The sequence below is a fragment of the Mycobacterium sp. NGS29 genome (assembly GCF_059812965.1).
Genome location: NZ_JCALDR010000010.1, coordinates 119,356 through 133,102 on the forward strand (window position 1 = coordinate 119,356; position 13,747 = coordinate 133,102).

A 13,747-nucleotide genomic window follows, 5' to 3' on the forward strand; every position below is an offset into this window, starting at 1 on the left:
CCGGTGTTTGCACTGGCGGCGGCGATCACCGCCTCGAGCATGCTGATCTTCCGGTACGGGACTAGTTGAAGGCGAGCCAACTGGGCAGCGCGCGTTCATGCGAGTCGCACAGCACCTGCCGGGTGTCGCACGAGCCCTTGGGTGACCCGGCGCCGGCCCACATGCCGCCGGTATCGCGGCGCAGCACGATCGCCGACGAGCCACCACCGTCGAGCAATATCGCTGTGTCGCTGCCCAGGCCGCGGAACAGGTCCTGGATGTTGTCGGGGGTGTAGTTGCCACCCTCGAAGATGTACATCTCGTCCTTCTGCTTGTTGTAGGCCAGTGCAGTGCGCGCCGCACTGGGTCCACCGTCGTTGAGCTGGCCGGTGCTGCCGGGCGACAGCAGGCCGATGCCGGCCACCGCCACGAACTTCGCGTTCTTGTTCAGCAGATCCTGGATCACTGGCGTGGCGAGGTCGTAGTCTTCTCTGCCCTTGGGCCGCAACACATATGGCGCTCCGCCGACCGGAATGATCATCGTCGTCAGCGACGTCCAGGACTCGTTGCCACCGGAGAGGCCCTGCTTACCCGGATAGGCGACGGTGCCGGTGACGGCCTGGTTGGCGCGGCCCTGCCCGTGGGTGTTGTCCACGAAGGCGCCCAGCGGCGAACTGCAGCCGGTGTCGCGCCACGACCCGCCCTTCTGGCCGCGCACGTCGAAGAAGTTCGCGTTGATCGCGACGGTCGGCTGTCCCATCCGGGCCCAGGCCTGCAGCGGGGCATAGGTCTCCGAGGCCTGCCAGAGGCCTTCACCGGTGCGCGCGCCGGGGTTGTTCTCGCACTTGGCCTGGTCGCCGGTGTGGCTGTCGACCAGCAGGTGCGGCTGCAGGCGCGATGACGCGCTCTTGATGATCACCAGATGCCCGCCGTTGTTCATCTCGTATGCGCGACCCGAGCCGTCGAGCAGTGGCATCGGGTGACCGCCGCCGAAGTTGTAGACCAGATAGGTTCCCTTGGTGGTGGCGATGGCCTGTTCCAGCAACTCGCGCGCATCGGCAGCGCGGGCCAGCGGTTGCCCAGCGGTGCTTGCGAGGCCGACGCACACCGCGAGGGTGGCGCAACTCGCCGTCAGCCTGCGCAACACGGCAGATGGCGTCAGCACGGGAAACCCTTTCGGCCCGGTTCGGGTGAACAGGAACCATCCCAGGATTAGTCACATCTGTCACACTGTCAACTTATGTCACAGGTGCGTGACGGTTCGGCCGCGCCGGAATTACGTTTGCTCGCTTGGGGTTTCGGCTTTCTCGTCCGGGTCGTCTTCGGTGGGGGGCGCGGCCTCGGCGTTGCGCGCCTTCTCGGTGCGCGCCTGGTGCTGTGCCTGATGTTCCGCGGCGATCGCGAGCTCGACTGCGCCCGGGATCCGGTGAAAACCCTTGCGGTCGTACAGGTGTGTGACGATGCCGCCCAGCAGCAGCCCGATCACCAGCCCGATGGCGGTCATCAGCAGGGCCTGGGACAGGCCGGTTTCCGGGTGGCCGTCGAGGTAGAGCAGCGAACGCACACCCAGAAAAACCTGGTGCATAGGTTCGAACTCGGCCAGCCAGCGGAACAACGGCGGCACGGCTTCCAGCGGCACCGTCGCCCCGGCCGAGGGCAGGCCCAGGATCACAAAGATCAGCATGCTGAACAACAGGCCCATCGAACCCAGCACGGCGATCAGCGAACTGGACGTGATGCCCACCGCGCAGATGGCGAACACGCCGTAGAGCCAGAGGTGCCAGACCGACGGGATGGGCATGCCGAGCTTGTGCGCGATGGCGATGTACACCCCCGACGTCAGCAACGCCAGCACCACCATCAGCATCCACTTGATCAGCAGGGTGCGGAACCGCGAGATGCGGACCTGTTCGGCGAAGCGGTAGACCGGGCCGAATTCGGCTGGCACGTAACCCAGCATCGAATCCACCAGGGTGCTGACCACGATGCTGCCGGTGAAACCGGCCAGCAACAGCAGCAGCGCATAGTAAAAGGCCGACAACCCGTTTCCGGTGCCATTGGGTAGCGGGTTGTACACGGCCGACTTGATCTCTATCGGACTCTGCACGGCGAGGATGGTCGCGCCGGCCAGCGGCGTACCCGCGGCCTGGGCCTGGACTTCGGCCGAAAGACGTTCGCCGATCTTGGCATTCGCCGTGGTCGCCACCTGGGTCAGCGCCTGACCGGCGATGCTCGACCCGAGGGTGCCGGCCCGCGGGTTGGTCGAGATTGTGATGGTCGCCCGTTGCCCGCGGCTGGGCGACAACGCACTCTCGCCGAGCTCATGCAGCGTCGACGAGAACGACACCGGGATGACCAGCTCGCCGTACACCTGGGCTCGGTCGAGCAACTGTCTGGCTTCGGCCTGAGTCACGACGCGGACGTCGAACTTGTCCTTGTCCGCGTTGGCCAGCAGACCGTCCACCACCTGTTTGCCATACGGCCCGGCGTCCTGGTTGACGACGGCGACCGGGAAATGCCGCAGGTTGGTGGTCGGATTCAGGATGCCGCCCAGATACAGCGCGGACAACGCGGACAGCAACGCCAACGTGATGACGATGGGCGCCGCCCAGAACCGCACCGTGCGAAGGGACTTGGTGTTCCGGTCGGGCTTGGGCAGCGCGTGCCGAGCCTGCTTCTGAGACATGGGGCTCCTGTCTGTCGTGCCCACTGTATCGGCTCGAACCGACCGTCAGCCGCCCAGTTTCGCGTGCATCTCCCACACCAGCACTTCGCAGTTCCGCAGCGCCGTCAACCGCCGGCCGCAGGTGTCGGTGAGCCGGGCGGCGTCACCGACCGCGAGTTCGCCGGCGTCCTCGAGTCGCACTTCGCCGCGTGTGACGAACGCGTGCAGATACGGTGCCGCGGGTAGCTCCACCGAGTCGCCGGTGCCCAGCCGCGCGACGTGCAGTGCGGCCGAGCGGTTGTGCAGTGTCAGGGCCCCGTCGTGTCCGGGGATGCCCGAGGCGATGGTGAGAAGACCGCCGCGGGACAGTTGGTCGTCGACATCGACCTGCTGGTGGCCGGGGGTGATGCCGGTCTGATCCGGCGCGATCCACATCTGGATGAAATGCACTGGCTTGAAAGAGGATTCGTTCTTCTCCGAATGGACAATGCCACTGCCGGCCGACATCCGTTGTGCCAGGCCGGGATAGATGACACCCTGGTTGCCGGCCGAATCCCGGTGAGTGAGTTCGCCGTCCAGTACCCAGGTGACGATCTCCATGTCCCGGTGTGGATGGCTGTCGAATCCGGTGGCCGGCTGCACGCGGTCGTCGTTGTTGACCAGCAGCAGTCCGTGGTGGGTGTTGTCGGGGTCGTAGTGATCGCCGAACGAGAAAGAATGCCGGGACTGCAGCCAATCAGTCCTGGTGACAGCGCGATCCACGGCTCGCCGGATGTCCACGGTGGCAGGCACGGGCGCTACCGTCGTGCGGCCGGCAGGGCTCGGGCGTGCGCGTCATCGAGCCCGGTCACGGTCGGGCGTCCTGATGGCCGGGGTACGTCGCGGCGGCCAGTTGCAGGATCTCGTCGCGATCGGCCGCCAGGATGAAACCGGACTGAATCGCCTCGTCCAGCGCGAGGGTGAACCCGGCCAGGTAATCCGGCGCGCCCCCCGGGTAGAGCCGGCGCAGGGTGTCCTCGTCGAATGGTTCGCCGGAACCGAAGATCGCCGACATGATGTTTGCGTCGTCGCTGACCCCCGACGTCCGGGCGATCGGAATGTCCACCCACGGGGTGCGCACGCCACCCGCGGCGATGCCATGGGCGTCCAGCACCGGCGCGGGCGGGTCGTCCTCATGCACCTCCAGCAATGGCGCGCTGGGCGGCGGCGCGCCGGTGTGCACCCAGTTGTGCAGTGCGGCAAGCGCAGCCTGCACCACGTAGTGGTGTTGCGGCCCGAAGTTGATGTAGTGGTCGAGCTGCTGGCCCATCAGGCTGCGGGTGGGGGTGTAGGCCGCCGCGAGGTCCTCGATGGACGCCGACCCGGAGTCGATGGCTGCGACCTGGATCGTGTAATTGTCGGCGTGCGCGGCGCCGGCGATCTCCCACACCCGCAGCAGCTCGTTGTCGGGTTGCCTGGCGAAGTAGTACCCCTGCGGCGTGGCGCCGAAGAGATCGGTTTCGGTGATGACCGTGACGAGCGGCACGCGCAGGTCCGGCCGGAACCTGACCGGCGTCGAGGGGGCGTTGAGCAGCTCGAAGATGGACCGGCTGTCCACCGGCGCGGCGGGGCCGAAGCGGGAGTGCACCAGAAAACCGTCGTACACCTCAGCCAGCGGATCCACGGCATTGATGTAGCTGGTCAAGAACATCGCGGACTGCGATTCACCGAGGGCGATGACGTGCTCGGCGGTCAGCCCGTCCAGGACGGCCGGGCCGGAGTCGGTGACCAGCCGGCCGGCCTGGGAGAAGATGTCGTAGGCGAACGCATCGCCGGGGTGCTCCAGGCTCGCATACCGTTGCGGGCTTTGACTTTTCAGCGACATATCCATGCCCAGCAGATTCATTCCGCCGTCGACGCCGACCTTCTGGACCGAGACCATGACGTAGGCGTAGCCCGCGCGGATCACCTCGCGGTGAGCCATCATCCAGACGGCCGGCGCATCGATGCCACCGCTGACATTGAGCCATTCGACCAGCACGGAGCCGTTGAACCTGGTGTGATCGGCAGGAGTCAGCACCACCATCCGGGTGATGTAATCCGCTGTCTGCGAAGGGATTACCGGCCACCGGCCGCCCGGGTCCAGCTCGCCTTCGGGGGTGTAGGACCGCGCGGTGCCGGAGATGAAGAACTCGTGCGCGACGTAGCCCACCTCGCCGATGTCGAAGGCGCCCAACAGCAGCAGCGGCTGACCTGGCACAGGTGTGGCGGTAGGCGGATCTGTCACAGCGACTCCGGCAGTCCGAATGTTGTGAACAACGACCCGTCCAGAAACGCGACGACATGCGACACACCGTCGCTGCGGATGTCCAGGACGTGCAGCTGGAACGGCACATGCCGCTCGCCCACCCGCAGGTACATCGCCACCGCCGGCTGTCCGTTGGCCAGCAACGGGACCATCCGCATGTCACCCGGCAGCTCGGCGGGGCATTTCTGGTGAATGAGCGCGATGATGTCGCGCGCGCCCCGGTACCAGCCGGTGTAGGGCGGCATCTCCCAGATGGCCTCGGCGGTGAACACGTCGACCAGCTGGTCGATGTCGTAGGACTCGAACGCGGCGATGTAGCGGGCCAGCAGATCCTGGGCCTGGGCCGAGTCGGGGTCCGCGAGCCGGTCTTCCGTGCTGGGCCCGACAGCTTCCAACTGGGTGCGGGCCCGCTGCAGCAGACTGTTGACGGCGACGGTGGTGGTGCCGATGGCCTCGGCCACCTCGGCGGCCTTCCACTGCAACACATCCCGCAGCAGCAACACCGCCCGCTGCCGCGCCGACAGGTGCTGCAGGGCGGCCACGAACGCCAGCCGCACCGATTCGCGCCGGCCGACCACCTCCGCGGGATCGTGCGGGTCTGCCTGCGGCAGGGGCTCCAGCCAGGGCACCTCGGCCCGCTCGACGAGCTCCGCCGTCGGGTCCGAGCTGGAGGTACCCAGCCCGGTCGGCAGCGGCCGACGCTGCTGACCCTCCAGGGCCGTCAGGCAGGTGTTGGTGGCGATGCGGTACAGCCAGGTGCGCACCGAGGATCTGCCCTCGAACCGGTCATAGGATTTCCAGGCCCGCAGCAGGGTCTCCTGCACCAGATCCTCGGCGTCGTGCAGGGAGCCGGTCATCCGGTAGCAGTGTGCGAGCAGTTCACGCCGATAAGGCTCGGCGTGGGCGGCGAAATCGGAGGCCGAAGCACCCTCGCCACCGGCCGTGTTTTCGGTGAGCACACTCACCCGGTCGAGACTACGCAGACGCTGTGACAACTCATAGGCAGGAGACGCCTTCCGTCGCCTAAGCTGCCCTCAATGACTACCACCCGCACGGAACGGACCTTCGACGGTGTCGGCGGAGTGCGCATCGTCTACGACGTGTGGTCGCCGGATGTCGCACCGCGCGCGGTAGTGGTCCTGGCCCACGGATTCGGCGAACACGCCCGCCGCTACGACCACGTCACGACGCGGTTGGGAAAGGCCGGGCTGGTCACCTACGCCCTGGACCATCGCGGCCACGGCCGTTCCGGCGGCAAACGGGTGCAGGTGAAGAACATCGCGGAGTACACCGCCGACCTGGACACCCTCGTCGGCATCGCCACCCGGGAATACCCGGGTCTCAAGCGCATCGTGCTGGGACACAGCATGGGCGGCGCGATCGTGTTCGCCTACGGCGTGGAACGTCCCGACAACTACGACCTGATGGTGCTCTCGGCCCCGGCGATAGCCGCGCAGGAGATGGTGCCCGCGGTGGTCGCGCTGGCCGCCAAGGTGCTGGGCGCGCTGGCCCCCGGCTTGCCGGTGCAGCCGCTGGACACCGACGCGATCTCGCGGGACCCCGAGGTGGTCAAGGCCTACTACGACGATCCCCTGGTGTACCACGGCAAGGTCCCGGCCGGGATCGGCCGCGCGTTGCTGGCGGTCGGCGAGACGATGTCCCAGCGGGCGCCGGCGGTGACGGCTCCGCTGCTGGTGCTGCATGGCACCGAGGACCGGCTGACCCCGATCCAGGGCAGTCGACAGGTCATCAGATGCGTGGGTTCCGGCGATGTCCAGCTCAAGGAGTACCCGGGGCTATACCACGAGGTCTTCAACGAGCCCGAGCGGGATCAGGTGCTGGGCGACGTGGTGTCGTGGATCAACCTGCGGCTGTGAAGCGTGTCGGACCGCCGGATTAGTTTGGCCCCATGACCGACGACAAGATGCTGTCCCGTATCGCGGCACTGCTACGCCAGGCGGAGGGTACCGACAACACCCACGAAGCCGACGCGTTTCTGAGTGCCGCACAGCGGTTGGCGACGGCCGCGTCCATCGACCTGGCGGTGGCGCGTTCGCATTCCTCCAACCGATCCGCCGTGCAGATCCCCACCCAGCGCACCATTACCATCGGCAACGCGGGCACGCGCGGGTTGCGCACGTACGCACAGCTTTTCGTGCTGATCGCCGCGGCGAACGACGTGCGCTGCGACATCGCGTCCAACTCCACGTTCATCTACGCCTACGGGTTCGCCGAGGACATCGACGCCACCCACGCGTTGTACGCCAGCCTGGTGGTGCAGATGGTGCGCGCCTCGGATGCCTACCTGGCGTCCGGCGCGCACCGTCCCACGCCGACCATCACCGCCCGGCTCAACTTCCAGCTCGCGTTCGGGGCGCGGGTCGGTCAGCGGCTGGCCGAAGCGCGCGAGCAGACCCGTCAGGAAGTGACCAGGGATCGCAGTCGCGCGCCGGGGACGGCGATCGCGTTGCGGGACAAAGAAGTCGAGCTGCGTGATCACTACCGGAGCGCATCGAGGGCGCGGGGCACCTGGCAGGCCAGCCGGGCCACGGCCGGGTACTCGTCGGCTGCCCGACGCGCGGGTGACCGGGCCGGTCGACGGGCCCGGCTGGGCAACAGTCCCGAGTTACCGGGCGCCCGGACCGCGCTGGGCCGGTGACGCGAGATACCCAGCGCGCCAAGGTCTATGGGGCCGAAGTCTTCGTCCGGGCGATGTTCGACCGCGCCCGGGAGCACGGGTTGCCGAGCGTGGAGTTCTTCGGTACGCAGCTGACGCTGCCGCCCGAGGCCCGGTTCGCGTCCGTCGAGTCGGTGCAGCGCTACGTCGACGACGTGTTGGCGCTGCCCGCGGTGCGGTTGCAGTGGCCGGCGGTGTCACCGCTGCGGGTCCGGGCGCGACGCGCGGCCAGCGCCGCGCACTACGAAAACCGCGGCGGCGCCGGCACTATCGCTGTTCCGGACCGGGTCAGCGCCGACTGGGCGATGCGTGAATTGGTGGTGCTGCACGAGGTGGCGCACCATCTGAGCCAGGTCGCCCCGGCACACGGGCCGGAGTTCGTGGCGACGATGTGCACGTTGACGGAGTTGGTGATGGGTCCCGAAGTAGGGCATGTGCTGCGGGTGGTGTACGCCAAAGAGGGAGTGCGATGAACGACCACGAAGCCGATGCGCGCGCACACGAAGTCGAAGCGCAGCTGACCGACGACGAGCGGTTCGCCCTGTTGGTGGGCGTCATGGGTGCCGGGGACATGTGGCCGCTGCGCGACGAGCGCATCCCGCCGGAGGTACCGATGAGCGCCGGATATGTGCCGGGCATCGCCCGCCTCGGCGTGCCGGCACTGCGGATGAGCGACGCCGGACTCGGGGTGACCAATCCCGGTTTCCGCCCGGGTGACACCGCCACCGCCCTGCCCGCCGGGCTGGCGCTGGCGGCCAGTTTCAACCCGGAGCTGGCCCGCGCCGCGGGATCGGTGATCGGCGCGGAGGCACGCAGCCGCGGACTGAACGTACAACTGGCCGGTGCGATGAACCTGGCCCGCGACCCGCGCAACGGCCGCAACTTCGAATACTTCTCCGAAGATCCGCTGCTGAGTGGGGTGCTGGCCGCCGAACAGATCCTCGGCATCCAGCAGCACGGTGTCATCAGCACGGTGAAGCATTTCGCGCTGAACTGCAACGAGACCAATCGGCACTGGCTCGACGCGGTCATCGACCCCGACGCGCACCGCGAATCCGACCTGCTGGCTTTCCAGATTGCGATCGAGCGGGGCCGCCCCGGGGCGGTGATGGCCGCTTACAACAAGGTCAACGGCGCCTACTGCGCGGCCAACGCAGTCCTGCTCACCGAGATACTCAAAGGCGGGTGGGGATACCGCGGCTGGGTCATGTCGGACTGGGGCGGCACGCCGAGTTGGGAATGTGCGCTGGCCGGGCTCGACCAGGAATGCGGCGCGCAGATCGATGCGTTGCTCTGGCAGGCAGAGACCTTCGGCGAGCCGCTGCGCGCGGCGTACGCCGATGGACGGTTGCCCGCCGAGCGGCTGTCCGACATGGTGCGCCGCATCCTGCGGTCCATCTTCGCCGTCGGGGCGGACCGATGGGGGCCGGTGCCGGAGCCGGATATGCACGCGCACAACGCTATTGCGACCGAAGTCGCGCGTCAGGGCATCGTGCTGCTGCAGAACCGGGGAGTCCTTCCGGTGACGTCCGCAGCCCGGATCGCGGTGATCGGCGGTCACGCTCAGCTCGGTGTGCCGGCCGGATACGGCTCCAGCACCGTGCTGCCGCCCGGCGGCTATGCGGGTGTGGTCCCGATCGGGGGCGCCGGGCTGGAAGCCGGGATGCGCAATCTGTATCTACTGCCGTCGAGCCCGCTCGAGGAACTCAGAAAGCAATTCCCGCACGCCGAAATCGAATTCGACCCCGGCATCAACCCCGCCGAGGCGGTCCCGGTGGCCCGCCGCGCCGACATCGCGATCGTGTTCGCAACCCGAGCCGAAGGGGAGGGATTCGACGGCGCGGACCTGTCGCTGCCGTGGGGCCAGGATGCGCTGATCGCCGCAGTCGCGGCGGCCAACCCGAACACGGTGGTGGTGCTCGAGACCGGCAACCCGGTGGCGATGCCGTGGCGCGCTGCGGTGAACGCAATCCTGCAGGCCTGGTATCCCGGGCAGCGGGGTGGTCAGGCCATCGCCGAAGTCATTGCCGGACAGGTCAATCCGTCGGGACGGCTGCCGGTCACCTTTCCGGCGGATCTCGGCCAGACGCCGCGCCCGCAACTGCCCGAGGTCGCGGGGCTGGGGACGCCGAGCACGATCCACTACACCGAGGGCGCCGAGGTCGGTTACCGGTGGTTCGCGTCCACCGAGCAGGAACCGTTGTTCGCGTTCGGCCACGGGTTGTCCTACACCAGCTTCGAGTACCGCGAGCTCGAGATTGTCGGCGGCGATACGGTGGCCGTCACCTGCACCGTGGTCAACACCGGCGAGCGGACCGGCACCGAAGTGCCGCAGCTGTATCTGACCGCAGCGCCCGATGGAAAGCGGTTGCGGCTGTTGGGTTTCGACAGGGTGGAACTGCTGCCCGGGGAGTCCCGCCGGGTACACATCCACGCCGAGCCGCGGCTGCTGGCCCGCTTCGAGGCGGGGAGCTGGCGGATCGCGGCGGGCCGGCACGCGGTGACCGTCGGCGCGTCGGCGGTGGACCTGAGGCTGACCGGCGAGGTCGAGTTAACCGGCCGCACGTTCGGGTGCTGAGGGACGCCCCGAACGTACGACCCGCGGGCACCGGGGTGACTCAGCCGGTTCCGCCGTCCAATCCATCCAGTCCGGGGTCGCCGGCGGAGCCGTCGACACCACCAGGCGGGGTGCCGTGGCCACCGGCGCCACCGGTGCCGCCGGTTCCGCCGGTGCCTCCCGGCGCAGCCTCGCCGTCGCCACCGGCGCCGCCCGGACCGCCGGCGCCGCCGTCGCCGCCGTCGGCACCCTTCCCGCCGTCGGCGGGGGTTCCGGCGCCGCCACCACCGCCGCCGTTGCCACCGTGCCCGCCGTGGCCACCGGACTCGCCGGAAGTCGTTGCGTCACCGCCCTTTCCGCCCGTGCCGCCGATGCCACCAATGCCGCCCGCACCCGCGCCACCGCCACCGGCTGCCGGCCCGCCGCCGCCACCGATACCGCCGTTACCGCCGGTTCCACCGGCCTGGCCCGGCAGGCCGGGTGCTCCGGAACCGCCCTGACCGCCTGCACCTCCCACGCCGCCGACCGCGCCGTCATAGCCGCTGCCGCCCACGCCACCGGTACCGCCGATGCCGCCGGTACCCGCTCCGCCGACCGCACCGGACTTACCGGTCCCCGACCCGGGTTGTCCGCCACCGCCACCGTCGCCGCCGAGTCCGCCCGTACCGCCGACGCCCGCCGGCAACGGCGAGGTGTTGTCCCCGTTGCCGCCGAGGCCGCCGTCGCCACCCTGGCCGCCCGTGCCGCCGAGGCCACCGTTGCCGTTGGTGCCACCCAGTCCGGCCGAGCCGCCGAGGCCGCCTAGTCCGCCCTGTCCGCCGATTCCGCCTTGGTATCCCTGCTGGTTGGGTCCGCCGACGGCGCCCTCGCCACCCTGGCCGCCCAATCCGCCCTCGCCACCGTTGCCGGCGGTGCCACCGGGGCCGGGAAGCCCGCCGGTGCCACCCATGCCGCCGTTGCCACCGGCATAGCCCGGTCGTCCGACACCTCCGTCGCCGTCACCGCCCCAGCCGCCTTGTCCGCCGTCGCCACCGTTCCCGGCGGTGCCGCCGGTCCCCGGGTTGCCGCCGTCGCCGCCGGTGCCCCCGGTGGCACCGGGCAGGCCTGCCGCGTTGCTGCCGGCGCCGCCCCAGCCGCCCTCGCCACCGGCGCCCCCGTTGCCGCCTCTGCCGCCGGTCGCGGCGGCGCCACCTGTTCCCGGGTCGCCGCCGTCGCCGCCATTGCCACCGGTGCCGCCGATCAGGCCGGGCTGGCCGGTGGTGCCGTCCCCGCCGCCGTCGCCGCCTTCCCCGCCCTGTCCACCGTCGCCGCCGGTGCCCGCGGTGCCGCCGGTGCCGCTGTTACCGCCGAGTCCGCCGTGACCGCCGTGTCCACCCTCTGGTCCGGCCTGCCCGAGTGCGGCGTTGCCGCCGTTGCCGCCGTTACCGCCGTCGCCGCCGGTGCCGGCGGCACCCCAGCTGTTGCGCGTTCCGTCCCCGTGGAGTCCGCCGGCGGCCGAGTCGCCGCCCTTGCCACCGTTGCCACCGTCGCCGCCGGCACCGATTTCACCGCCGCCGCCGTATCCGCCGTTTCCGCCGAAACCGCCATAGCCGCCATAGCCGCCGTAACGCTGGGAACCTGCCGTCGCGTCGCCACCGACAGCGCCTGCCCCTCCGGTGCCGCCGTCGCCACCGGCGGCGGCTTTGCCGACGGCGCCGTCACCGTGGCCGTCGGCACCGCCGACGCCGCCGTGACCGCCGTTGCCGCCGTTGCCGCCGTTCTGGCCGCCGCTGCCGCTGTCGGCGGCACCACTGCCACCGGCACCGCCGTTGCCCCCGCGGCCGCCCACGCCGCCGTCGCCATTGGTACCGCCGGCCGGACTGTTTCCGCCGTTGCCGCCGTCGCCGGCGTGGCCGCCGTGGCCGCCCAGGTGCCCGGATCCCGCCAGGCCGGCCGCCCCTTGGCCACCGTTGCCCCCGGTACCGCCTCTACCGGCGGTACCACCGGTTCCGCCGCTGCCGCCGGTACCGGCGATGCCGCTGGTTCCGCCGGTGCCGCCGTCGCCGCCGCTGCCACCGTCGCCCGCGCCGCTGCCGGTGTCGGCGGCGCCGTCCGCACCGTCGGCACCGACGCCTCCAACGCCGCCGTCACCGCCATCTCCGTTGCGACCACCGGCGCCGCTGTCGCCGCCGGATCCGCCCTGCCCACCTGGACCGCCCTTGCCGCCGTTGGGACTGCCGGTCGTTGTCGCGTGCGTGCCGGCTCCGCCTTCGCCACCGGTGCCACCCTTGCCGCCGTCGCCATAAGCGCCCGAGGATCCGCCGCTGCCGCCGGTCCCGGCGGCACCGCCGGCGCCGGCATTCCCGCCATCGCCGCCGACACCTCCGGCACTGCCGCCAAAGGCATCTGAGGAGTCAGGAGCCCCGAGGCCGCCGATTCCACCAGACCCGCCGTGGCCGCCGCGCCCGCCGCTGCCATTGGTGCCGAACGGGCCCGCATTGCCACCGGCTCCGGCATCGCCGCCGGTACCGGCTTGGCCGCCGTTGCCGCCGTCGGAATAGTTCGCGCTGCCGGTCACTCCCTTGCCGCCGGCGCCACCGTCGCCGCCCCGACCACCGTCGCCACCGGTACCCCCGGCGCCGAACAGGCCGGCGGTGCCACCGACTCCGCCGCGGCCGCCACTCCCACCGTCGCCGCCCTGCTGGCCACCCGGGCCGGTGGTCCCGGCCAGTCCGGCCCCACCTGTGCCCCCTGCGCCACCGTTGCCGAGCAGCCATCCGCCGCTGCCGCCTGCGCCGCCGGTCCCGCCCGCGCCACCCAGGCCGCCGGCACCGCCGTTGCCGATGAGTCCGGCGGCCCCGCCGGCTCCACCGGTCGCCCCGGCTTTGGTGCTGGTGCCGCCCCTGCCGCCGTTGCCGTACAGGATCCCGCCTGCGCCGCCGGCGGTGCCGACGCCGTCGACGGTGGCACCGTTGGCGCCGTTGCCGATCAGCGGCCGGCCGAGCAGAACGTTGCTGGGACCGTTCAGCAGCCCGAGCAGGCCGGTGTTCGCCGCCTCATTCGACAGGTAGCTGTCCGCGCCGGACAGCAGGTTGCCGACGAACTGGCTGTGGAATGCCGAGGCATCGGCGGCCAGCCTCTGGTAGTTGGCGGCGTGCTGGGAGAAAAGCTCAGCGACGGCGAGGGATATCTCGTCGGCGGCCGCGCTGCCCACCTGGGTCGTGACGGTGGCCGCAGCGGCGTTGCCAGCCGCGACACCGGTGCCGATTCGGCGTAGGTCGGCAGCCGCGGAGGCCACCACATCGGGCGATAAACGCAGAAACGACACGGCGATACCTCAGTGGTGTGTGGGCAAGCGGGAAGGTTGATCCGGCACGACGCCGGACACCGCGGGCGACATTAGTTGAAGTTTCTGATCGCCGACGGGTAATGAAGTTTATTTGAAAAACATAGGTGTACAACAACGCTGAGCGCAGCAACCAGAATGCACTTGTGAATGGGAATGCATCTGTGTATGCGATATCCGGAAAGCGGTACCGGCGTGCTGATCAGCATAAATCTACGTAAAAACCAGTTCATACCGAACTGTTCCGGACTACGCTC

The 13,747-nt window shown here is 69.9% G+C and carries 9 protein-coding genes and 1 pseudogene; 4 read left to right on the plus strand and 6 right to left on the minus strand.

Features of this window, described 5'->3' with window-relative positions; genetic code table 11:
• Positions 1-61: 61 nt before the first annotated feature.
• The 5 genes and pseudogenes from AC5Y5Z_RS15550 to AC5Y5Z_RS15570 all read right to left on the minus strand — a co-directional run bounded on the left by AC5Y5Z_RS15550 (position 62) and on the right by AC5Y5Z_RS15570 (position 5,896).
• Positions 62-1,184 (minus strand): annotated as a pseudogene (locus AC5Y5Z_RS15550) (phosphodiester glycosidase family protein).
• Between the two features lie 71 nt (positions 1,185-1,255).
• Positions 1,256-2,665 carry a YhgE/Pip domain-containing protein gene (locus AC5Y5Z_RS15555; RefSeq protein WP_463827962.1) on the minus strand — a complete coding sequence of 470 codons (1,410 nt, stop codon included), beginning with the start codon at positions 2,663-2,665 and terminating at the stop codon, positions 1,256-1,258.
• Between the two features lie 45 nt (positions 2,666-2,710).
• The gene (locus tag AC5Y5Z_RS15560; protein WP_463827963.1) at positions 2,711-3,436 is read right to left on the minus strand and encodes a pirin family protein; all 726 of its coding nucleotides are present in this window, start codon (positions 3,434-3,436) and stop codon (positions 2,711-2,713) included.
• 55 nt (positions 3,437-3,491) lie between these two features.
• Entirely contained in the window at positions 3,492-4,910 is a 1,419-nt protein-coding gene (locus AC5Y5Z_RS15565; RefSeq protein WP_499926071.1) for an alpha/beta hydrolase domain-containing protein, read from the minus strand.
• Entirely contained in the window at positions 4,907-5,896 is a 990-nt protein-coding gene (locus tag AC5Y5Z_RS15570) for a sigma-70 family RNA polymerase sigma factor (protein WP_499926073.1), read from the minus strand. The genes AC5Y5Z_RS15565 and AC5Y5Z_RS15570 overlap by 4 nt, the downstream gene beginning before the upstream one ends.
• A 72-nt stretch (positions 5,897-5,968) precedes the next feature.
• Here AC5Y5Z_RS15570 and AC5Y5Z_RS15575 point away from each other — a divergent pair, with 72 nt between their 5' ends.
• The 4 genes from AC5Y5Z_RS15575 to AC5Y5Z_RS15590 are packed head-to-tail and all read left to right on the plus strand — an operon-like array spanning position 5,969 to position 10,186.
• Positions 5,969-6,808, plus strand: a complete 840-nt coding sequence (locus tag AC5Y5Z_RS15575; protein WP_499926075.1) for an alpha/beta hydrolase — start codon at positions 5,969-5,971, stop codon at positions 6,806-6,808.
• A gap of 32 nt (positions 6,809-6,840) precedes the next feature.
• On the plus strand, positions 6,841-7,590 hold the full coding sequence (locus tag AC5Y5Z_RS15580; RefSeq protein WP_499926077.1) for a DUF2786 domain-containing protein: 750 nt from the start codon (positions 6,841-6,843) through the stop codon (positions 7,588-7,590).
• Entirely contained in the window at positions 7,587-8,081 is a 495-nt protein-coding gene (locus AC5Y5Z_RS15585) for a TIGR04338 family metallohydrolase (protein ID WP_473138894.1), read from the plus strand. Before AC5Y5Z_RS15580 ends, AC5Y5Z_RS15585 begins: the two co-directional genes overlap by 4 nt.
• Entirely contained in the window at positions 8,078-10,186 is a 2,109-nt protein-coding gene (locus tag AC5Y5Z_RS15590) for a glycoside hydrolase family 3 protein (protein ID WP_499926080.1), read from the plus strand. Before AC5Y5Z_RS15585 ends, AC5Y5Z_RS15590 begins: the two co-directional genes overlap by 4 nt.
• A 40-nt stretch (positions 10,187-10,226) precedes the next feature.
• On the opposite strand, the gene AC5Y5Z_RS15595 is transcribed toward AC5Y5Z_RS15590, so the two are convergent.
• Positions 10,227-13,472 (minus strand): PE family protein, encoded by a 3,246-nt coding sequence (locus AC5Y5Z_RS15595; RefSeq protein WP_499926082.1) that lies wholly within the window; start codon positions 13,470-13,472, stop codon positions 10,227-10,229.
• Positions 13,473-13,747: the final 275 nt, after the last annotated feature.